The 19,598-nt window shown below is 70.3% G+C and carries 18 protein-coding genes and 1 pseudogene; 10 read left to right on the top strand and 9 right to left on the bottom strand.

Annotation, left to right across the window (positions count from 1 at the left end; all coding sequences use genetic code 11):
- Nucleotides 1-20: 20 nt before the first annotated feature.
- Nucleotides 21-941 (top strand): 1-aminocyclopropane-1-carboxylate deaminase/D-cysteine desulfhydrase, encoded by a 921-nt coding sequence (locus ACFC96_RS30625; RefSeq protein ID WP_376615140.1) that lies wholly within the window; start codon nucleotides 21-23, stop codon nucleotides 939-941.
- A 7-nt stretch (nucleotides 942-948) separates the two neighbouring features.
- On the opposite strand, the gene ACFC96_RS30620 is transcribed toward ACFC96_RS30625, so the two are convergent.
- Nucleotides 949-2,547, bottom strand: a complete 1,599-nt coding sequence (locus tag ACFC96_RS30620; protein WP_376258066.1) for a Na+/H+ antiporter — start codon at nucleotides 2,545-2,547, stop codon at nucleotides 949-951.
- 52 nt (nucleotides 2,548-2,599) lie between these two features.
- On the opposite strand from ACFC96_RS30620, the gene ACFC96_RS30615 reads away from it, so the two are divergent.
- The 3 genes from ACFC96_RS30615 (at nucleotide 2,600) to ACFC96_RS30605 (ending at nucleotide 4,573) form a co-directional block, all read left to right on the top strand.
- A complete protein-coding gene (locus ACFC96_RS30615) occupies nucleotides 2,600-2,860 on the top strand; it encodes a UBP-type zinc finger domain-containing protein (protein WP_376258064.1) in 261 nt (86 codons plus the stop codon).
- Nucleotides 2,861-3,116: 256 nt separating this feature from the next.
- The gene (locus ACFC96_RS30610) at nucleotides 3,117-3,530 is read left to right on the top strand and encodes an anti-sigma regulatory factor (RefSeq protein ID WP_100595936.1); all 414 of its coding nucleotides are present in this window, start codon (nucleotides 3,117-3,119) and stop codon (nucleotides 3,528-3,530) included.
- A complete protein-coding gene (locus ACFC96_RS30605; protein WP_376258063.1) occupies nucleotides 3,527-4,573 on the top strand; it encodes an RNA polymerase sigma factor SigF in 1,047 nt (348 codons plus the stop codon). The genes ACFC96_RS30610 and ACFC96_RS30605 overlap by 4 nt, the downstream gene beginning before the upstream one ends.
- 49 nt (nucleotides 4,574-4,622) lie before the next feature.
- On the opposite strand, the gene ACFC96_RS30600 is transcribed toward ACFC96_RS30605, so the two are convergent.
- Complete coding sequence (locus tag ACFC96_RS30600) at nucleotides 4,623-5,090, bottom strand: hypothetical protein (RefSeq protein WP_376615138.1); 468 nt, start codon at nucleotides 5,088-5,090, stop codon at nucleotides 4,623-4,625.
- A 127-nt stretch (nucleotides 5,091-5,217) separates the two neighbouring features.
- Here ACFC96_RS30600 and ACFC96_RS30595 point away from each other — a divergent pair, with 127 nt between their 5' ends.
- Together ACFC96_RS30595 and ACFC96_RS30590 are read left to right on the top strand one after the other, a co-directional pair.
- On the top strand, nucleotides 5,218-6,186 hold the full coding sequence (locus ACFC96_RS30595; protein WP_376258059.1) for a diacylglycerol/lipid kinase family protein: 969 nt from the start codon (nucleotides 5,218-5,220) through the stop codon (nucleotides 6,184-6,186).
- 318 nt (nucleotides 6,187-6,504) lie between these two features.
- A complete protein-coding gene (locus tag ACFC96_RS30590) occupies nucleotides 6,505-6,762 on the top strand; it encodes a WhiB family transcriptional regulator (RefSeq protein ID WP_016639615.1) in 258 nt (85 codons plus the stop codon).
- Nucleotides 6,763-6,984: 222 nt separating this feature from the next.
- Here ACFC96_RS30590 and ACFC96_RS30585 read toward each other — a convergent pair whose 3' ends face one another.
- The 3 genes and pseudogenes from ACFC96_RS30585 to ACFC96_RS30575 all read right to left on the bottom strand — a co-directional run bounded on the left by ACFC96_RS30585 (nucleotide 6,985) and on the right by ACFC96_RS30575 (nucleotide 10,473).
- A complete protein-coding gene (locus ACFC96_RS30585) occupies nucleotides 6,985-8,451 on the bottom strand; it encodes a sensor histidine kinase (protein ID WP_376258319.1) in 1,467 nt (488 codons plus the stop codon).
- A gap of 254 nt (nucleotides 8,452-8,705) precedes the next feature.
- Nucleotides 8,706-9,346 (bottom strand): annotated as a pseudogene (locus ACFC96_RS30580) (TetR/AcrR family transcriptional regulator).
- Nucleotides 9,347-9,402: 56 nt separating this feature from the next.
- Nucleotides 9,403-10,473 carry an SIS domain-containing protein gene (locus ACFC96_RS30575; protein ID WP_376258057.1) on the bottom strand — a complete coding sequence of 357 codons (1,071 nt, stop codon included), beginning with the start codon at nucleotides 10,471-10,473 and terminating at the stop codon, nucleotides 9,403-9,405.
- A gap of 271 nt (nucleotides 10,474-10,744) precedes the next feature.
- Here ACFC96_RS30575 and nagB point away from each other — a divergent pair, with 271 nt between their 5' ends.
- The gene (gene nagB, locus ACFC96_RS30570) at nucleotides 10,745-11,530 is read left to right on the top strand and encodes a glucosamine-6-phosphate deaminase (protein ID WP_376258055.1); all 786 of its coding nucleotides are present in this window, start codon (nucleotides 10,745-10,747) and stop codon (nucleotides 11,528-11,530) included.
- Between the two features lie 159 nt (nucleotides 11,531-11,689).
- Here nagB and ACFC96_RS30565 read toward each other — a convergent pair whose 3' ends face one another.
- The 4 genes from ACFC96_RS30565 to ACFC96_RS30550 form a co-directional block, all read right to left on the bottom strand.
- The gene (locus tag ACFC96_RS30565) at nucleotides 11,690-13,183 is read right to left on the bottom strand and encodes a glycoside hydrolase family 3 protein (RefSeq protein WP_376258053.1); all 1,494 of its coding nucleotides are present in this window, start codon (nucleotides 13,181-13,183) and stop codon (nucleotides 11,690-11,692) included.
- A gap of 9 nt (nucleotides 13,184-13,192) precedes the next feature.
- Nucleotides 13,193-14,032, bottom strand: coding sequence for a carbohydrate ABC transporter permease (locus ACFC96_RS30560; protein WP_376258051.1), 840 nt, complete (start codon nucleotides 14,030-14,032; stop codon nucleotides 13,193-13,195).
- Nucleotides 14,029-15,015, bottom strand: a complete 987-nt coding sequence (locus tag ACFC96_RS30555) for a carbohydrate ABC transporter permease (protein WP_376615136.1) — start codon at nucleotides 15,013-15,015, stop codon at nucleotides 14,029-14,031. Before ACFC96_RS30555 ends, ACFC96_RS30560 begins: the two co-directional genes overlap by 4 nt.
- A 98-nt stretch (nucleotides 15,016-15,113) precedes the next feature.
- Nucleotides 15,114-16,394 carry an extracellular solute-binding protein gene (locus ACFC96_RS30550; protein ID WP_376258047.1) on the bottom strand — a complete coding sequence of 427 codons (1,281 nt, stop codon included), beginning with the start codon at nucleotides 16,392-16,394 and terminating at the stop codon, nucleotides 15,114-15,116.
- Between the two features lie 303 nt (nucleotides 16,395-16,697).
- On the opposite strand from ACFC96_RS30550, the gene ACFC96_RS30545 reads away from it, so the two are divergent.
- The 3 genes from ACFC96_RS30545 (at nucleotide 16,698) to mctP (ending at nucleotide 19,541) form a co-directional block, all read left to right on the top strand.
- Complete coding sequence (locus ACFC96_RS30545) at nucleotides 16,698-17,486, top strand: GntR family transcriptional regulator (RefSeq protein ID WP_116510148.1); 789 nt, start codon at nucleotides 16,698-16,700, stop codon at nucleotides 17,484-17,486.
- Nucleotides 17,487-17,658: 172 nt separating this feature from the next.
- Complete coding sequence (locus ACFC96_RS30540) at nucleotides 17,659-17,913, top strand: DUF3311 domain-containing protein (protein ID WP_376258045.1); 255 nt, start codon at nucleotides 17,659-17,661, stop codon at nucleotides 17,911-17,913.
- On the top strand, nucleotides 17,910-19,541 hold the full coding sequence (mctP, locus tag ACFC96_RS30535) for a monocarboxylate uptake permease MctP (RefSeq protein ID WP_376258043.1): 1,632 nt from the start codon (nucleotides 17,910-17,912) through the stop codon (nucleotides 19,539-19,541). The genes ACFC96_RS30540 and mctP overlap by 4 nt, the downstream gene beginning before the upstream one ends.
- The last annotated feature ends 57 nt before the right edge of the window (nucleotides 19,542-19,598 follow it).

Raw genomic sequence — 19,598 nt, 5'->3', positions numbered from 1 at the left:
CCCGCTTGCACAATGAACAGGTGATCCCGCACCTCCCGCGCCCGTCCCTGCACCCCCGGCTGCCCTCGCCGGTGGAGCCGGTCGCCGACGACCGGTTCCACCGGCACGGGGTGCGGCTCCTGCTCAAGCGCGACGATCTCATCCACCCCGACCTGCCCGGCAACAAGTGGCGCAAGCTGGCCCCGAACCTGGCGGCGGCGGCCGCCGCGGGTCACGGCACGCTGCTCACGTTCGGCGGCGCCTACTCCAACCACCTGCGCGCCACGGCCGCCGCGGGCCGCCTCCTGGGCCTGCGGACCATCGGCGTCGTCCGGGGCCAGGAACTCGCGGGGAAGCCCCTCAACGCCTCTCTCGCGCGCTGTGCGGACGACGGCATGCGCCTGCACTTCGTCGACCGGACGACGTACCGGGAGAAGCGGAATCCGGCCACGCTCGCGCGCATCCTGCGCGAGGTGGCGCCGCGCGACGGTGACCCGCCCTACGTCGTCCCCGAGGGCGGCAGCAACGCCGAGGCCGTCCGCGGCTGCGCGGAACTCGGGCAGGAACTGCGAGGGGCCGCCGGCGTGGTGGGCGTCGCCTGCGGCACGGGCGGCACCCTGGCCGGACTCGCCGCCGGACTCGGCGAGGGGCAGCGAGCGCTCGGCATACCCGTCCTGAGGGGCGGCTTCCTCGGCGAGGAGATACGCACCCTCCAGGAGGCGGCGTTCGGCGGTCCGCGGGGCGACTGGTTCCTGGACGAGCGCTTCCACTGCGGCGGCTACGGCCGCACCACCCCCGACCTCCTCGCCTTCGCCGAGGACTTCGAGCAACGTCACGGCCTGCCCGTCGAGCGCCTCTACGTGGCCAAGCTCCTGTACGCCCTGCTCACCCTCACCGAGGAGGGCGCGTTCGCGCCGGGCACCCGGCTCACGGCCGTCGTCACGGGAACGCCCTCTCCGTAGCGGCCGGTCAGTCGCCGACCTCCCGGTAGGCCGCCGCCTCCTCCAGGTCGAGCTTGCGCAGCAGTGTGCGCATCATCTCGTCGTCGATCCGCCGCTCGTCCCGCATCCGTACGAAGACCTCGCGCTCGGCCGCGATGGCCTCCCTCGTGAGCCTGCGATAGGTGTCGTCGGCGGACTCTCCCGTCACCGGATTGGCCTGGCCGAGCCGCTCCCACACGGAGTTGCGGCGGCGCTCCAGGACGGTCCGCAGCCGGTCCTCCAAAGGCGCGGGCAGGCAGTTGCGCTCGTCCTCCATCAGCTCGTTCACGCGCTCCTCGGCGGCCCGGGAGGCGGCGTTCTGCGCCTGCGCCTCGGCGAGCGTCTCGGCCTGCGTGTCGCGTCCCGGCAGCTTGAGGATCCTGATCAGCCAGGGCAGCGAGAGACCCTGCACGACGAGGGTGCCGATCACCGTCGTGAACGTCAGGAACAGGACCAGGTTGCGCGCGGGGAAAGGGCTCCCGTCGTCGGCGAACAGCGGGATCGAGAAGGCGATCGCGAGCGACACGACACCGCGCATCCCGGCCCAGCTCACCACGAGCGGCCGCCGCCAGTCGGTGTCCCGTTCCCGCTCCCTGGTCCGAGGCGACAGCCACCAGGGCACATAGGTCGCCGGATACGACCACACGAAGCGCATCACCACGACGAGCACGAAGACCGCGACGGCGTACCCGAGGGCCTCTCCGACGCTGTACTCGCCGAGGTCCTCGAGGACGACGGGCATCTGGAGCCCGATGAGCGCGAAGACCGCCGACTCCAGGATGAAGGCGACCACCTTCCACACGGCGGCCTCCTGGAGCCGCGTCTCGAAGTCGACCTGCCAGGAGCGGTGTCCCAGGTAGAGGGCGACGGTGACCACGGCGAGCACCCCGGAGGCGCCGACCTGCTCGGCGGCCGCGTACGCGACGAACGGGATCAGCAGGGAGAGCGTGTTCTGGAGAATCGCCTCCTTCAGGTGGGTCCGCAGCCAGTGCAGCGGCACCATCAGAACGAGGCCGACGCCGACCCCGCCGACCGACGCCACCAGGAACTCCCTGATCCCGCCCGCCCAGCTCGCGCCCTCCCCGACCGCGGCGGCCAGCGCCACCTTGTAGGCGGTGATCGCGGTGGCGTCGTTCACCAGGGACTCGCCCTGGAGGATCGTCGTGATCCGCGCGGGCAGCCCCACCCTGCGCGCGATGGCCGTCGCGGCGACCGCGTCCGGCGGGGCGATCACCGCGCCCAGGACCAGCGCGGCCGTCAGCGGCAGATCGGGGATCAGCTCGTACGCGAGCCAGCCGACGGAGACGGTCGCGAACAGCACGTACCCGACGGACAGCAGCGCGACCGGCCTGACATTGGCCCGCAGGTCGAGGTACGAGCTCTCCAGGGCCGCGGTGTGCAGCAGCGGCGGCAGGATGAGCGGCAGCACGATGTGCGGGTCGAGCGTGTACTGCGGCACCCCGGGCAGGTACGACGCCACGAGTCCGACCGCGACGAGCAGCAGCGGCGCGGGGACCGGGGTCCGGCGCGCGGCCCCCGCGACCGCCGCGCTCGCCGCGATCAGTGCCACCAGGGGCAATACATCCATCAGCCGTCCCTCCGCCGTCCGCCACGCCGCCGCCCGTCGTAACCTGGCCATCATGAACGAGTGCCCGCACGTCGACGCGCTGCCTCACCCCGAACCCGCGCCCCTGAGCGACACCTGCCCGGAGTGCCTCGCGGCCGGCAGCCACCCGGTGCAGCTGCGGCTCTGTCTGGAATGCGGGCATGTGGGCTGCTGCGACTCCTCGCCGATGAGGCACGCGACGCAGCACTTCAAGGAGTCGGGCCACGCGGTGATCCGGACGTTCGAGCCCGGCGAGAGCTGGCGCTGGTGCTTCGTGGACGACCTGCTCGTCTGAGGACCACGCCGGTTTGCGGTTCGACCGCGCGAGGCCTGGGTACGTCAACCCGGCGCCCGCTCTTTCCAATTGAGCCCGCACACCCTCTAGCCACTGTCCGTACTCATAGGCTTACTATGAGTGACACCAACGGGCCGGGGGTCCCCGGGACAGAAGACTTGGGCGCGCGGTAGCGTCACCGCTGAACACATAGCGCGTCACCCGGGGGACGTACCCTCCGGAGCCCGAAAGTGCTTGTACCACCATGGAGGTGAGGGTGTCCCAGATCGCAGGCGAGCCCGGGAATCAGGACTTCGTAGAAGTCCGGCTGCCGGCTGCGGGTGCCTACCTGTCGGTGCTGCGGACGGCCACGGCCGGCCTCGCGGCGCGTTTGGACTTCACCCTCGACGAGATCGAGGACCTCCGCATCGCGGTCGACGAGGCGTGCGCGATCCTGCTCCAGCAGGCCGTGCCCGGCTCGGTCCTCAGCTGCGTCTTCCGGCTCGTCGACGACTCGCTGGAGGTGACGGTCTCGGCGCCCACCACCGACGGCCGCGCCCCGGAGCGCGACACCTTCGCCTGGACTGTGCTGTCGGCCCTCGCGGGCAAGGTGGACTCCACCGTCGCCGACGACAACACCGTCTCGATCAGCCTCTACAAACAGCGCGGCGCGGGTCCCGGGCCGGCGTGACGAACGGGGACGGGCCGGTGCGGGACGAGAAGCACGGCACACAGGACCTCCCGGCCGACGGCGGGGACGGGATGCGGCGACTTGCCGACGGCATCCCCGAACAGCAGGCCCGGCCGCACCCGGAGGACCCCGCGGACCTCGAACGGCCGGGTCCGCCGGCGGTGACCGATGCGTCGGAGCAGGCAGAGCCGGCCGGCGGGGAGAAGATCTCCGCAGGAGCGGACGCGCGACGGGCGGGATGGATGAGCGAGCACGAGCGACACGGTGACCAGCAGCGCACGCACGATCCGCGGGACCGCAGCGGCGCACGGCTGATGTTCATCGAGCTGCGCAGCCTGAAGGACGGCAGCCCCGAGTACGCGGACCTGCGCAATCAGCTGGTCCGTATGCATCTGCCGCTCGTCGAGCACCTGGCCCGCCGCTTCCGCAACCGCGGCGAGCCGCTCGACGACCTGACCCAGGTCGCCACGATCGGCCTGATCAAGTCGGTGGACCGCTTCGACCCGGAGCGCGGCGTGGAGTTCTCCACGTACGCGACGCCGACGGTCGTCGGTGAGATCAAGCGCCACTTCCGCGACAAGGGCTGGGCGGTGCGCGTCCCGCGGCGCCTTCAGGAGCTGCGTCTCGCGCTGACGACGGCGACGGCCGAGCTGTCGCAGCTGCACGGCCGCTCCCCCACGGTCCACGAGCTCGCCGAGAAGCTGGCGATCTCGGAGGAGGAGGTCCTGGAGGGCCTGGAGTCGGCCAACGCGTATTCCACGCTGTCCCTGGACGTCCCGGACACGGACGACGAGTCGCCTGCCGTGGCGGACACGCTGGGATCCGAGGACGAGGCGCTGGAGGGCGTCGAGTACCGCGAGTCCCTCAAGCCGCTCCTGGAGGACCTGCCTCCGCGCGAGAAGCGGATCCTGCTTCTTCGCTTCTTCGGGAACATGACGCAGTCGCAGATCGCGCAGGAGGTCGGCATCTCCCAGATGCACGTCTCGCGCCTGCTGGCCCGCACCCTGGCCCAGCTGCGCGAGAAGCTCCTCGTCGAGGAGTGAGCCCGGAGCAGTGAGCCCCGAGCAGTGAGAGCCGAGGCGTACGGGCCGGCTACTTCCGGCCCGGTACGTCGCCCGCGGCGCCCGGCGTCGTGATGCCGAGCGCCCGGGTCGTGGCCGGGTTCACCAGGAGCACCAGCGCCGTCACCGCGACGACGGCGAGCGCGATCCCGCCCGGGATCATCACGCTGTCGGCCTGGAGCAGCGTGTAGGCGACCGGAAGCGCCATGATCTGCGTGATGATCGCGGGCCCCCGGCTCCACCTGCGCCGCTTCAGCAGCCCGCGCGCCGCGATCAGCGGCAGCAGCGCGAGGACGACGAGAGTGACACCGCCGGTCGCGGCCTGCTCGGGGTCGTCGGGGTGACCCGCGAGGCCCATGACGAGCATGGAGACACCGCCGACGAGCAGGGCGGCCCCCTCGAGAGCGGCCAGCGCGGCGGCCGCGGTCAGCCGCCCGGGGCGCGGGCCGCCGTCGGGGTTCGCGGCGTCTTCGGGGCTGGGGTTCTGCTCTGAGGTCACCCAAGCAGGGTAGCTCTCGGCCCGTGTCTCCCGGCCGCCCCGGGTGGGGCCCGCGGCGGCCCCGGTTTCTTACCCGACTCCTACCTCGGTCTGGGCCGAGTACCACCCGGTAGGTACCCTGCTTCGCATGCGTGCACTTCTTGTGGTCAATCCGGCGGCAACCACCACCAGTGCGCGTACGCGTGACGTACTGATCCACGCGCTCGCGAGCGAGATGAAGCTCGAGGCGATCACCACGGAGTACCGCGGGCACGCGAGAGACCTCGGCCGACAGGCCGCGGAGAGCAAGGACATCGAGCTGGTCGTGGCCCTGGGCGGCGACGGCACGGTCAACGAGGTCGTGAACGGCCTGCTGCACCACGGCCCCGACCCGGACCGCCTCCCCCGCCTCGCCGTCGTCCCCGGCGGCTCCACCAATGTCTTCGCCCGCGCCCTCGGCCTGCCGAACGACGCGGTGGAGGCGACGGGCGCCCTGCTCGACGCTCTGCGCGAGGGCCGGGAGCGCACGGTGGGTCTCGGCAGCGCGGGCGGCACGCCGGGTACGGCGGACGAGGCCGCCCCGTCCCGCTGGTTCACGTTCTGTGCCGGTCTCGGCTTCGACGGCGGCGTCATCGGCCGGGTCGAACAGCAACGCGAACGCGGAAAGCGATCGACACACGCGCTCTATTTGCGTCAGGTCGTACGCCAGTTCCTCGGCGAGCACGACCGCCGGCACGGCGCGATCACACTGGACCGGCCGGGTGAGGACCCCGTCACCGATCTGGTCCTGTCCATAGTCTGCAATACCTCCCCATGGTCATATCTGGGGAACAGGCCGCTCTACGCGTCCCCTCAGGCGTCCTTCGACACCGGCCTTGACGTGCTCGGACTCAAGAAACTGTCCGCCCCTTCGGTGGCCCGTTACGGCACCCAGCTGCTCACCTCGTCACCCGACCGGGGACCCCACGGGAAGAACGCGGTGACCCTGCACGACCTGACCGACTTCACCTTGCAATCGAAGGTCCCCCTGCCCCTTCAGATGGACGGTGACCACCTGGGGCTGCGGACGAGCGTGACGTTCACAGGCGTACGCCGTGCACTGCGTGTGATTGTGTGAGTGGAAGAGCCCAAAGTCCTTTATCTCGAACGTTTGGGCCAGGATCCACCCCATGGAAGTACGGCTGTGACCTAGCCGACACCGAGGAATCAAAAAAAACTTTCCTGAAGGGGTTGTATCCGCCGCCGAGGTTTGCGAATCTCTACATGGCGCTCGGGACGGCCCGCAACATCGGCCCCACAGAGAGCCCGAACCCCCTCCTCAACACACAGGACATCGTCGCAGATGTGACGGAAGTCCCTTCCGTTGTCGGGGGATTCGTGAAAGCGTTCACATTCACAAGCAACCCGCACGTAATACCAAGGAGAGGTAGCAGCCATGGACTGGCGTCACAACGCCGTTTGCCGCGAGGAAGACCCCGAGCTCTTCTTCCCCATCGGCAACACCGGTCCTGCGCTGCTGCAGATCGAGGAAGCCAAGGCCGTCTGCCGCCGCTGCCCCGTCATGGAGCAGTGCCTGCAGTGGGCGCTCGAGTCCGGCCAGGACTCCGGCGTCTGGGGTGGCCTCAGCGAGGACGAGCGCCGCGCAATGAAGCGTCGCGCCGCCCGCAACCGTGCTCGCCAGGCCAGCGCCTGACGCCCACGCCCCCCACGAGCCTGAGCCCGGCGGCGCGTACAGCGAGTACGCAACTCCCGCCCCCGAGCCGCAGCGCGCAGTACCCCCGATGCTCCACCCAGGCTCCGCCCGGGATGTAGACCCGGGCAACGCGAACAGTGAGCCCCGGACCCAACGGTCCGGGGCTCACTGGCGTTTGCGTCTGTGTCGGTTTGCCGACGCGGCGGCCCGGCGCCGGGCCGGCTACTTGTCGGCGGTCACCGGGATGTCGAGGACGACCCGGGTACCGCGGCCGGGCGCCGGGACCATGTCGAACGATCCGCTCAGCTCACCCTCGACGAGGGTGCGCACGATCTGCAGGCCCAGGTTGCCGGCGCGCTTCGGGTCGAAGCCCTCGGGCAGGCCCACGCCGTCGTCGGTGACGGTGATCAGGAGGCGGGCGTCCTTGATGGTGCCGCCGCGCACCGCGGAGACCTCGACCGTGCCGGTGTCGCCCTGACGGAATCCGTGTTCCAGGGCGTTCTGCAGGACCTCGGTGAGGACCATCGACAGCGGGGTGGCGACCTCGGCGTCCAGGATGCCGAAGCGGCCGGTGCGCCGGCCCGTGACCACGCCCGGTGAGATCTCCGCGACCATGGCGAGCACCCGGTCGGCGATCTCGTCGAACTCCACGCGCTCGTCCAGGTTCTGGGACAGCGTCTCGTGGACGATGGCGATGGAGCCGACGCGGCGCACCGCTTCCTCCAGGGCCTCGCGGCCGCTGTCGGAGTCGATGCGGCGGGCCTGGAGGCGCAGCAGGGCGGCGACGGTCTGGAGGTTGTTCTTCACCCGGTGGTGGATCTCCCGGATGGTCGCGTCCTTGGTGATCAACTCCCGCTCGCGGCGGCGCAGTTCGGTGACGTCGCGCAGAAGGACGAGGGACCCGATGCGGGTGCCCTTGGGTTTGAGGGGGATCGCGCGGAGCTGGATCGACCCCTCCTCGCCCTCGATCTCGAACTCGCGCGGCGCCCAGCCGCTGGCCACCTTGGCGAGCGCCTCGTCCACCGGGCCGCGCGACGGGGCGAGTTCGGCCGTCGTCCGGCCGAGGTGGTGCCCGACCAGGTCGGCGGAGAAGCCGAGCCGGTGGTACGCGGAGAGCGCGTTCGGCGACGCGTACTGGACGACGCCGTCCGCGTCGAGGCGGATGAGGCCGTCGCCGACGCGCGGCGAGGCGTCCATGTCGACCTGCTGGCCCGGGAACGGGAAGGACCCGGCCGCGATCATCTGGGCGAGGTCGGAGGCCGACTGGAGATAGGTCAGTTCGAGGCGGGAGGGGGTACGGACCGTGAGCAGGTTCGTGTTGCGGGCGATCACGCCGAGGACGCGCCCTTCCCTGCGCACAGGGATGGACTCGACGCGTACCGGGACCTCCTCGCGCCACTCGGGGTCGCCCTCGCGGACGATGCGGCCCTCGTCGAGGGCGGCGTCCAGGAGGGGGCGGCGGCCGCGCGGGACGAGATGGCCGACCATGTCGTCCTGGTACGAGGTGGGGCCCGTGTTGGGCCGCATCTGCGCCACGGAGACATAGCGGGTGCCGTCGAGCGTGGGGACCCACAGCACGAGGTCGGCGAAGGAGAGGTCGGAGAGCAGTTGCCACTCCGAGACCAGCAGGTGCAGCCACTCGAGGTCGGAGTCGCCGAGGGCCGTGTGCTGGCGTACGAGGTCGTTCATGGAGGGCACGGAGCCGAGGGTACCTGGCGGGTTCGGGCCCGAAGACACCCGCGGGCCGCGGCGCCTGGGAGGGACCCTCAGCCCTCCCGGCACCGCAGCCCGGAGTTGCAACAGCCGTCGGGTGTGCGGTCCCGTCGGCCATGTGAGGACCCGCCGCAGTCAGGGCAGAGAGCGCCGGCTCCTCGGTCCGTCCTCCTGTGCGGGGAGGGCGGAGGCTTTACCATCGCATTGTGGACTAGACCATTCTGTCATGTCTACGCGTTGGACGATGTTTGTTGTTGTCTCTTCGTATCCGCTTTCGTGGCCGCGGGCCAGGCCGCCATCGCCAGGTCGGCGAGTGACTCCAGATCGCTCCGGCTCGCGCCGTCGCGGGCCTGCTGGGACATCCCCTGGAGGACCGCTCCCATATAGCCTGCCAGAGCCGCCGCGTCCGTGTCGGACGGAAGCTCCCCTTCCGCGACACCCGCCCGGATCCGGGTCTCGAAAGCGGTGATATCGGCCTGCCGCCGGTCGCGCAGTGCCTCCTCGATCCCGGGCGTGGTGCAGTTGGTCGCCGCGTGGACGACCATGCAGCCGTGCGGCAGGCCGGGGCGCGTGAACGCGGCCGCGGTCTCGTGGAGCAGGCGGGCCGGCGCGGCGCGGGCCGTGGGCTTCTCGGCGCAGGCGCGCTCCCCGAACGAGGCGTGCGTGGCGCTGTAGAACCTCACGACCTCGCCGAACAGCGTCTTCTTGTCACCGAAGGCCGCGTAGAGGCTGGGGCGCCGATGTCCATGGCCCGGGTCAGCTCGGCGACGGTCGTCGCCTCGTGGCCGTGCTCCCAGAAGGCGCGCATCGCCTTCTCCAGGGAGGCGTCCCGGTCGAAGGAGCGGGGCCGTCCGCGCCGCTCGGTCGCCATCCGCGAATTCTAGGCGGGCGCTGGAGAAGGGCGGGCGCCACAGATGACGGCGGGAGTCAGTGCGTCTCCGTCACCTTCGCCAGCGCCCTCGGGGCGTCCGGGTCCTGGCCGCGGGCGATGGTGACCTCGTACGCGAGGAGCTGGAGCGGGATGATCTCCAGGACCGGCTGGACCTCCTCCGCGACGCCCTCGGTGGGCAGGACGAAGCCGGCCGAGGCCTGGGCCACCTGCGCCTCGGGGCCGATGACGACGAGGTCGGCGCCGCGGCCGCGCAGCCGGTCGAGCACGGGCTGGAGCATGCTGCCGCCCTTGCCGTCCGTGACGACGGCGATGACCGGTGAGATGTTGTCGACCATGGCGAGCGGGCCGTGCAGCAGGTCGGCGCCCGAGTAGGACAGGGCCGGGATGTAGCTGGTCTCCATGAGTTTGAGGGCGGCCTCCTTGGCGGTCGGATAGCCGTAGCCGCGCGAGGTGATCACCATGCGGTTCGCGAAGCGGTACCGGGAGGCGAGGGCGCGCACCTCGTCCTGACGGTCCAGGAGCTGCTGGGCGAGGCCGGGCAGCACGCCGGCGGGCGAGCCGTCGCCGCCGCGCAGCCCCTCGACGAAGAGGTAGAGCGCGAGCAGGGACGCGGTGTACGTCTTCGTGGCGGGGAGCGCCTTCTCCGGGCCCGCCATGATGTCGATGTGGTGCTCGGAGACGGCGGCCAGCGGGGAGTCCGGGTTGTTGGTCACCGCGAGGGTGATCGCGCCGGCCGCGCGGGCCGCCTTCGTGGAGGCGACCAGGTCGGGCGAGCCGCCCGACTGGCTGACGGTGACGGCCAGGACATCGCGCAGGTCGGGCCGGGCGCCGTACGCCGTCGTGGTGGACATGGAGGCCAGGCCGCAGGGCATCCCGAGCTGGATCTCCAGCAGGTACTTCGCGTAGAGGGCGGCGTTGTCGGAGGTGCCGCGGGCGGTGAGCAGGACGAAGCGGGGTGCCTGCGCGGCGACAAGACGGGCCACCTCGCGGATGCGGGGAGCGCCGTCGTCCAGGAGGCGACGCAGCACCGCGGGCTGTTCGGCCATCTCGCGGGCCATGATCCGGCCCGGCTGCTCGCTCTTCGGGGCCGAGGGGGTGGCGGTCATGCGGACTCCTCCACAGGGGCGGTCGCGGGTGCGGCGGCGGGGCCGGCCGGGCTCCTCCTGTGCACGCTCGGTTCCACTCTGGCGGCTGACGCGGGCGCGCGCCCGGCCGAGTCGGTTCGGGCGTGGCGGCTTCGAGGTGCCGTCGGCACAGGGAGCGTCGAGCATGGTCGGACAGCGGGCGTACGCCCCGTGACCGGCCGGGCCACCTCTGCTAGATTGGTCTATACCACATGCGCAGCATCACACCCTCGACCAGATCGGCAGGCCCAGCGTGGAAGTTGTGATCGTCCCGGACGCCAAGGCAGGCGGCGAGCTCATCGCCGAGGCGATGGCCCAGCTGCTGCGCCGCAAGCCCGACGCCCTGCTCGGCGTGGCCACCGGCTCGACCCCGCTGCCGATCTACGAGGCGCTGGCGGCCAAGGTCGCCGGCGGCGAGGTCGACGCGTCGAAGGCCCGCATCGCCCAGCTCGACGAGTACGTGGGCCTGCCGACCGGACACCCCGAGTCCTACCGGGCGACCGTGCTGCGCGAGGTCGTCGAGCCGCTCGGCCTGAGCGAGGGCTCCTTCATGGGCCCGGACGGCAGCGCCGAGGACGTACAGGCGGCCTGCGAGGCGTACGACAAGGCGCTCGCCGCCGCCGGAGGTGTGGACCTCCAACTCCTCGGCATCGGCACCGACGGACACATCGGCTTCAACGAGCCGTGCTCGTCGATCGCCTCCCGTACACGGATCAAGACGCTGACGCAGCAGACCATCGCGGACAACGCGCGCTTCTTCGACGGCGACCTCAGCCAAGTGCCGCGTCACGTCATCACGCAGGGCATCGGCACGATCCTGGAGGCGCGGCATCTGGTGCTGCTCGCCACCGGTGAGGGCAAGGCGGACGCCGTGGCGGCGACCGTCGAGGGTCCGGTGGCCTCCGTGGTGCCGGCGTCGGCGCTCCAGCTGCACCCGCACGCGACGGTCGTCGTCGACGAGGGGGCGGCGTCGAAGCTCAAGCTCTCCGAGTACTTCCGGCACACGTACGTGAACAAGCCCGCCTGGCAGGGGCTGTAGGCGAGTTCGGGCCGACCTGAAGGTGCCGGTCACCCCTGTGCGGGGTGACCGGCACCTTTGTGTCTGTCGTCCACGGAGGCGGGAGCACCGAGGCTGGTCGCGCCCGCGCGGCGAAGCCGCACCGTGTCACGGGCCCGCGCCCCCGAAGGGGCGCCCGGCTCACCCGGCGACGATCACCTCGGCGGCCGCCAGACCGCACACCCGGGCCGCGCCGTGCGTCGCCACGTGCAGGGCGCCCTGGGGCGGTGCCTGCGGTACGCCCATCTCGACCACGACCGTGTCGGGGCGGGCCGCGAGGAGCGTGTCCAGCGACTGAGCCATCCACGCGTGGCGGTGGGCGTCGCGGACCACGGCGACGATGCGGCGCTCCCCCGCCGCGGCCAGGGCGGCGGCTCCCGCGTCCGCGCCGGAGAAGCTGCCGGTCTCCGTGCCGGGCAGCAGCCGCTCCAGTTCGGCGGCGACACCCCACGGCGTCTCGTCGCCGACCGCGATGTTGGCGACCGGCGTGAAGGCGGCGACGTACGGCGCCTCGGTGACGGGGGCCGCGTGCTCACCGCGCGTGACGGTCACCGCCCGCCGCGCCGCGACCAGTCCGATCCCGGAGTCGGGCGCGCCCCCCGCATGCTCGGCCGCGCCCGGCTCCGAGGTCCACCGGGCGAGCGAGCGCACCCGCGCCGCGGCGTCGGCGAGCCGCTCCTCCGGCAGGTCGCCCGCGCGCACCGCGGCGACGAGAGCGTCGCGCAGGCGCAGGACCGTGTCGTCGTCGGCGAGCCCGCCGCCGACGCAGATGGCGTCGGCGCCGGCCGCGATGGCGAGGACGCTGCCGCGCTCGATGCCGTACGTGGCGGAGATGGCCTGCATCTCCATGCCGTCGGTGACGATCAGCCCCTCGTAACCCAGTTCCTCGCGGAGCAGGCCGGTCAGGATGCGGCGCGAGAGGGTGGCGGGGCGGTCCGGGTCCAGGGCGGGGACGAGGATGTGGGCGCTCATCACCGCGCGCGTGCCGGCCGCGATCGCCGCCCGGAACGGCGCGAGCTCACGCTCGTGGAGCACGTCGAGGCCCACGTCGATGCGGGGCATGTCGTGGTGCGAGTCGACGGCGGTGTCGCCGTGGCCGGGGAAGTGCTTGGTGCAGGCGGCGACGCCCGCGGACTGGAGCCCGGTGACGTACGCGGCGGTGTGACGGGAGACGAGGCCGGTGTCGGCGCCGAAGGACCGTACGCCGATGACGGGGTTGGCCGGGTTGGAGTTGACGTCCGCGGACGGGGCCCAGTTGAGGTTGACGCCGCAGGCGGCCAGGCGGCGGCCGAGTTCGGCGGCGACGGACCGGGTGAGCTCCACGTCGTCGACCGCGCCCAGGGCGTGGTTGCCGGGGAACGAGGATCCGGAGCGCACCTCCAGGCGGGTGACGTCACCGCCCTCCTCGTCGATGGCGACCAGGACGTCGTCACGCTCGGCCCGCAACTGGGCGGTCAGGGCGGCGAGCTGCTCGGGCGAGGCGATGTTCCGGCCGAACAGACCGACGGAGGCGAGGCCCTCGCCGAGCCGGCGCAGCAGCCAGTCGGGGGCACTGGTGCCGGTGAAGCCGGGCTGGAGGACGGTGAGCGCGTCACGGGTGAGGGTGTCGGTGCCGCGTGCGGTGAGTGTCGTCATCTGGCGGTGTTATCCCTTCACGGCGCCGTCGGTGAGGCCGCTGACGGCCCTGCGCTGCAGGAAGACGAAGAGGATCAGGATCGGGATCGCGAAGAGCGAGGACGCGGCCATAGTCGCACCCCAGTCGTCGCCGAAGGCGGTCTGGAAACTGGAGAGCCACAGCGGCAGCGTCTGCGCCTCGGGCGACTTGTTGAGAACGAGGACCATCGGGAACTCGTTCCAGGCGGTGATGAAGCCGAACATCGAGGTCGACATCAGGCCGGGCGCGAGCAGCGGAAGGATCACCCTGCGGAAGGCCTGTATGCGGGTGCAGCCGTCGACCATCGCGGACTCCTCCAGCTCCCTGGGCACGGCGGCGACGAAGCCGCGCAGCGTGAGGAGGGTGAAGGGCAGGATCATCACCATGTAGAAGAGGGTCAGCGGAACCAGGCTGTTCAGCATCGACGCGTCGCGCACGATCATGTAGATCGCGATGACCATGACTTCCCAGGGCGCCATCTGGGCCAGCATGAACCCGATGATGAAACCGCGGCGGCCCTTGAACCGCATCCGAGCGAGGGCGAATGCCGCGGCCAGGCCGATGACCAGCGAGAAGACGACGGCGAGCACGGTCACGGTGACCGAGTTGCGCACCAGCGTCCAGAAGTTGTCGGCGCCGAACGCCGTCCTGAAGTGCTCGAACGTGATGTCGGTCGGGAACCAGACCGGGTTCTCGCTGATGATGTCGCCCGTCGGCTTGAGCGCCGTCGCGAACATCCAGTAGACGGGGAAGACGAAGCCGATGAACAGGATCACGGCCGTCACATTGGGCCAGGCGCGGCGGAACGTCGACGAAGCGGAGCGCTTCACAGCTCGTCCTCCTCTTGCTTGAGCACGATCCGGAGGTAGGAGGAGGTCAGCACGAGCAGGATCAGGATCGTCAGGACGGCGATCGCCGCGCCCATGCCGAAGTGCTGGTTGCCGACGCCCTCGATGTACGCGTACACGGGCAGGATCTCGGTGAGCCGGTCGGGGCCGCCGCCGTTGATCGTGAAGACCTGGACGAACGCCTTGAAGACCCAGATGATCTCGAGGAACGTCGTCGCGTAGAGGAAGGGCCGCAGATACGGCAGGGTGACCGAGAGGAAGCTCTTCCAGGGGCCGGCGCCGTCGAGGGACGCGGCTTCGTAGAGCTCCTTGGGGATGGTGGTCGTCGCGGCGTAGAGGTTGATCGCGACGAACGGGATCGACATCCAGACGATCAGCACGGTGACGACGAAGAACGTCGACATCTGGCTGCCGGTCCAGCTGTAGTCGGCCATCGCGTGCCAGCCGAGCCTGTCGAGGACCCAGTTGACGACGCCGAAGCGCTCCGCGAACAGCCACTGGTAGACGGTGGTCGCGGCGACGACGGGCATCGCCCAGGCGAGCACGAGCCCGACGAGGAGCAGGACGCGCATGCGCTTGCCGAGCCGGGCGAGGAGCAGACCGACGAGGGTGCCGATCACCATGATCAGGACGGCGTTGACGAGGGTGAAGACGATGGAGCGTCCGGTCACCCGCCAGAAGTCCGAACTGGTCAGTACTTCTTGGTAGTTGTCGAAGCCGTTCCACTCGGTGACATGCTGGATCAGCTGCCCCATGTTGAGGTTCTGGAACGACAGGAGCCCGTCCTTGAGCAGCGGCCAGCCGAGGAGCAGCACGGTGGCCGCGACCGCGGGAAGCAGCAGCAGATGGGGCGCGAGGGCCCCGGCCCGTCCGCGGGCCTGCTTTCTCGGTCCGCCGGATTCCCCGCCGTCCGCTTTGCGGACCTCCGCCGGGCCGGAGGGCGGCCGTTCGGTCTGCACGGTCATGCTCGCCATCTCTTTTCTGGGCCTGCCGGGACACCGTGGACCCCGCGGGGGCGGAGGGCCTTGCGGCACTCTCCGTCCCCGCGGGGCCTGTTGCTGCCTTACTGCTTCTGCGAGAGGCGCTTGTTGAACTCGGCCTCGACCTGCTTGGCGGCGGCGGCCGGGGACTTCCCCTTCAGCACCGCGGTCATGTAGGTCTTGATCGGGTTGGGCGCGTTCTCGACCGGGGCCCACTCCGGGATCAGCGGGGTGGTGCCGCCGCCGGCCGCGGCGGGAGCGGCGGCCTCGGCGGCGGCGTTGCCCTTGAGGTTGGACTGCAGCGCCTCCTTGTTGGGGATCACGCCGCCTTCCTTGGCGAGCTGGCCCTCGAACTTGTCGGAGAGCGCGAGCTTCAGGAACTCCTTGGCGAGGTCCTGCTTCTTGCTGCCCGCGGCGACGGCGAGGTTGGAGCCGCCGAGGAAGACACCCTCGGGCTTGTCGGCCGTGGCACCCGGGACGGTGAAGTAGCCGATCTCCTTCTCGATCTTCGGGTTGGCCTTGATGGCGAGGGCGGACTCCCAGCCCATGCCGATGAAGGAGCCGGTCTTGCCCTTGGCGAAGACCTCGGCCTGCTGCGGGGTGGCCTCGTCCTTGTCCTTGGGGGCCTTGGACAGGGCCTGGAACTTCTTGTACGTCTCCATGGCGGCGGCGACCTTGGGGTCACCCAGGTTGGAGACGTACTTGTCGCCGTCCTTCTTGACGAGCTCGGCGCCCTCACCGATGGTCAGGCCGACGAAGTGGTACCAGTTCTGACCGGGCAGGTAGATCGGCTCGGCGTCCGTCTTCTTGCCGATGGTCTGAAGGTCCTTGTAGAACTCGTCGCGCGTCTTGGGGGTGTCCTTGATGCCGGCGTCGGCCCAGATCTTCTTGTTGTAGATGACGACGCGGTTCACGACGAACCACGGGGCGGCGTACTGCTTGCCGTCCGAGACCGCGGACTTGTTCATCGACTCGGCCCAGTCGGCGCCGATCGAGGACTTGAGGTCGGAGAGGTCGGCGAGGCCGCCGGTCTTGGCGTAGGCGGGGGTCTGCGTGTTGCCGACCTCGAAGACGTCCGGCGGGTTCTCCTCGGACAGGGCGGTGGTCAGCTTCTGCTGGATGCCGTTCCACTGCTGGATCTCGATCTTCAGCTTCGCGCCGGTCTTCTTCTCGAACGCCGCCGTGACGTCCTTCTGCCAGGTGTCCGGCGTCGAGCCGTCCATGGCCCACACGGTCAGCGTCTGGCCCTTGTAGCCGTCGGCGCCGGCCTTCTTGTCCTTGCTGCCGTCATCACCACTGCCACACGCCGCGATCGAAACCAACATGCCCGCGACACCGATAGCCGCAATGAGCCTGCGCTTCACGTCACCCTCCTCAGGGATGCCAGCAACCCCCCGCCCACAACGACGGATACGACGAACACAACAAACTCGACGTGGTACTGCACGTGGGACTGGGACCTGGTCTTTAATGGTGTAGACCAGTACCCGGGAGCTTGGCCTAGACCTTTAGGGGTGTCAAGGGTGTATAAGAAGGGCTGTCACGTCCGTTATCGGACCGACACCTGAGGGACCACGGCTCCCCCGGGGAGGGCCGTGCCACGATGTGAGCCGCGACAGACGGAGGAGCCGGTGACGGCAGCACCACAGGAGCCGGGAAGGCGGACCATGGGCACCCATGCGGGCAGCAGCGGAACCGATGCGGGCGGCGCCACGACGGCGGAGGCACCCGCGGCGGGCCGCACCGCGCGCGTGCCCAAGTACTACCGCCTGAAGCGGCACTTGCTGGACATGACCGAGACGCTGCCGCCGGGCACCCCGGTCCCGCCCGAGCGCACCCTCGCCGCCGAGTTCGACACCTCCCGCACGACCGTGCGCCAGGCACTCCAGGAACTGGTCGTCGAGGGCCGGCTCGAACGCATCCAGGGCAAGGGGACGTTCGTCGCCAAGCCCAAGGTCTCGCAGGCGCTGCAACTGACCTCGTACACCGAGGACATGCGCGCCCAGGGCCTGGAACCCACGTCGCAGCTCCTGGACATCGGCTACGTGACCGCCGACGACACCCTCGCCGGGCTCCTCGACATCACCGCGGGCGGCCGCGTCCTGCGCATCGAGCGGCTCCGCCTCGCGAGCGGCGAGCCGATGGCCATCGAGACGACGCACCTGTCGGCCAAGCGCTTCCCCGCGCTGCGCCGCTCCCTCGTCAAGTACACGTCCCTGTACACGGCGCTGGCCGAGGTCTACGGCGTGCGCCTGGCCGAGGCCGAGGAGACCATCGAGACGTCCCTCGCCACCCCGCGCGAGGCGGGCCTGCTCGGCACGGACGTGGGCCTGCCCATGCTGATGCTGTCGCGGCACTCCCTGGACGGCACGGGGCAGCCCGTCGAGTGGGTGCGCTCGGTGTACCGCGGCGACCGCTACAAGTTCGTGGCCCGCCTCAAGCGCCCGACGGACTGACGGCGTCGTACGCGAATCCGCTCGTGCCGACCGACGAGTCGGCACATGGGCGGCATGTCGGCCACACATTGTCCGTTATCCGGACGGGGGTTCCATACGACGAGATCGTCGCCTAGATTTCCGCCACGTTAAGCATGGGATAAGCGGGATCAGCGAGGGGACGGACCGCCGTATGTCGGATGCGCCTGAAGTGAAACGGCCGGTGGTCACACCGGTGCGAGTGGTCATTGCCCTGTGCCTCGTCGCGCCGTTCGTGGCGATGCTCTGGGTCAGCTCCTACGCGAAGGTCGACCCGACCTTCATCGGTATTCCCTTCTTCTACTGGTACCAGATGCTGTGGGTCCTCATCTCCACGGCGCTGACGATGATCGCGTACAAGCTGTGGCAGCGTGACCAGCGCGCCCGGAAGACGGGTGGGCAGGCATGAACGGCGGAGTCAACGGCGTCGCACTCGGCGTCTTCATCTTCTTCTTCGTCGCCGTCACGGTCATGGGCTTCCTGGCCGCGCGCTGGCGCAGGTCCGACAACGAGCAGAGCCTCGACGAATGGGGCCTGGGCGGACGGTCGTTCGGCACCTGGGTCACCTGGTTCCTGCTCGGCGGCGACCTCTACACCGCGTACACCTTCGTGGCCGTCCCGGCGGCGATCTACGCGGCCGGGGCCGCCGGCTTCTTCGCCGTGCCCTACACGATCCTCGTCTACCCGCTGATCTTCACCTTCCTGCCACGGCTGTGGTCGGTGTCGCACAAGCACGGCTATGTGACGACCTCCGACTTCGTGCGCGGCCGCTTCGGCTCCAAGGGCCTGTCCCTCGCCGTCGCCGTCACCGGCATCCTCGCCACGATGCCGTACATCGCGCTCCAACTCGTCGGCATCCAGGCCGTCCTGGACGTCATGGGCGTCGGCGGCGACGAGTCGACCAACTGGTTCATCAAGGACCTGCCGCTGCTCATCGCGTTCGCGGTGCTCGCCGCGTACACGTACTCGTCGGGCCTGCGGGCGCCCGCCCTGATCGCGTTCGTCAAGGACGGTCTGATCTACCTCGTCATCGCCGTCGCGATCATCTACATCCCGATCAAGCTGGGCGGCTTCGACGCCATCTTCCACGCGGCGAGCGAGAAGTTCGCGACGCCCAACCCGGCGACGGGCAAGCCGGTCGGATCGCTCGCCCCGGCACCGGCCGGGCAGTGGACGTACGCGACCCTGGCCCTCGGCTCGGCGCTGGCGCTCTTCATGTACCCGCACTCGATCACGGCGACGCTGTCCTCGCGCAGCCGCAACGTGATCCGCCGCAACACCACCATCCTGCCCCTGTACTCCCTGATGCTGGGCCTGCTCGCGCTGCTCGGCTTCATGGCGATCGCGGCCGGGATCAAGGTGCAGAACGGGCAGTTGGCGATCCCGCAGCTCTTCGAGAACATGTTCCCCGACTGGTTCACGGGCGTCGCTTTCGCGGCCATCGGCATCGGCGCGCTCGTGCCCGCCGCGATCATGTCCATCGCCGCGGCGAACCTGTTCACGCGCAACATCTACAAGGACTTCATCAAGCCGGACGCGACGCCCGAGCAGGAGACCAAGGTCTCCAAGCTGGTGTCGCTGCTCGTGAAGGTCGGTGCGCTCGCCTTCGTCCTCACCATGGACAAGACCGTCGCGATCAACTTCCAGCTCCTGGGCGGCATCTGGATCCTCCAGACCATGCCGGCCCTCGTCGGCGGCCTGTTCACGCGCTGGTTCCACCGCTGGGCGCTGCTCGCCGGCTGGGCGGTCGGCATGGTCTACGGCACGCTCGCCGCGTACGGGGTCGCGTCGCCGACGCAGAAGCACTTCGGCGGCAGCGCCAAGGAGATCCCGGGCATCGGCGAGATCGGCTACATCGGCCTCACGGCGTTCGTCATGAACGTGGTGGTCACCGTGGTCCTCACCTTCGTCCTGAAGGCTCTGAAGGCCCCTGAGGGCGTCGACGAGACGTCCGCGGCGGACTACACGGCGGACGCCGGCGACCCGGGCGTCCTGACGAAGCTGCCGGAGGCGACGGCGGGAACCGGCGGGCACTGACCCGACTTTCCCCCGAGTACGGCAACGGGCCGCCGGATCCCTCCGGCGGCCCGTTGC

Origin of the sequence: Streptomyces sp. NPDC055955 (assembly GCF_042270245.1) — a bacterium.
Classification (GTDB): domain Bacteria; phylum Actinomycetota; class Actinomycetes; order Streptomycetales; family Streptomycetaceae; genus Streptomyces.
The sequence above is the reverse complement of the archived record's forward strand: the minus strand, read 5'-3'. Positions and strand labels throughout refer to the sequence as shown.

Excerpts from the sequence above, each read along its gene's own strand:
- ACFC96_RS30565 (WP_376258053.1), bottom strand. The coding sequence starts at position 13,183 with ATGACGACACTCACCGCACGCGGCACCGACACCCTCACCCGTGACGCG.
- ACFC96_RS30590 (WP_016639615.1), top strand. The coding sequence starts at position 6,505 with ATGGACTGGCGTCACAACGCCGTTTGCCGCGAGGAAGACCCCGAGCTC.
- ACFC96_RS30585 (WP_376258319.1), bottom strand. The coding sequence starts at position 8,451 with ATGAACGACCTCGTACGCCAGCACACGGCCCTCGGCGACTCCGACCTC.
- ACFC96_RS30615 (WP_376258064.1), top strand. The coding sequence starts at position 2,600 with ATGAACGAGTGCCCGCACGTCGACGCGCTGCCTCACCCCGAACCCGCG.
- ACFC96_RS30620 (WP_376258066.1), bottom strand. The coding sequence starts at position 2,547 with ATGGATGTATTGCCCCTGGTGGCACTGATCGCGGCGAGCGCGGCGGTC.
- ACFC96_RS30575 (WP_376258057.1), bottom strand. The coding sequence starts at position 10,473 with ATGACCGCCACCCCCTCGGCCCCGAAGAGCGAGCAGCCGGGCCGGATC.
- ACFC96_RS30545 (WP_116510148.1), top strand. The coding sequence starts at position 16,698 with ATGGGCACCCATGCGGGCAGCAGCGGAACCGATGCGGGCGGCGCCACG.
- mctP (WP_376258043.1), top strand. The coding sequence starts at position 17,910 with ATGAACGGCGGAGTCAACGGCGTCGCACTCGGCGTCTTCATCTTCTTC.
- ACFC96_RS30595 (WP_376258059.1), top strand. The coding sequence starts at position 5,218 with ATGCGTGCACTTCTTGTGGTCAATCCGGCGGCAACCACCACCAGTGCG.
- ACFC96_RS30555 (WP_376615136.1), bottom strand. The coding sequence starts at position 15,015 with ATGACCGTGCAGACCGAACGGCCGCCCTCCGGCCCGGCGGAGGTCCGC.
- ACFC96_RS30540 (WP_376258045.1), top strand. The coding sequence starts at position 17,659 with ATGTCGGATGCGCCTGAAGTGAAACGGCCGGTGGTCACACCGGTGCGA.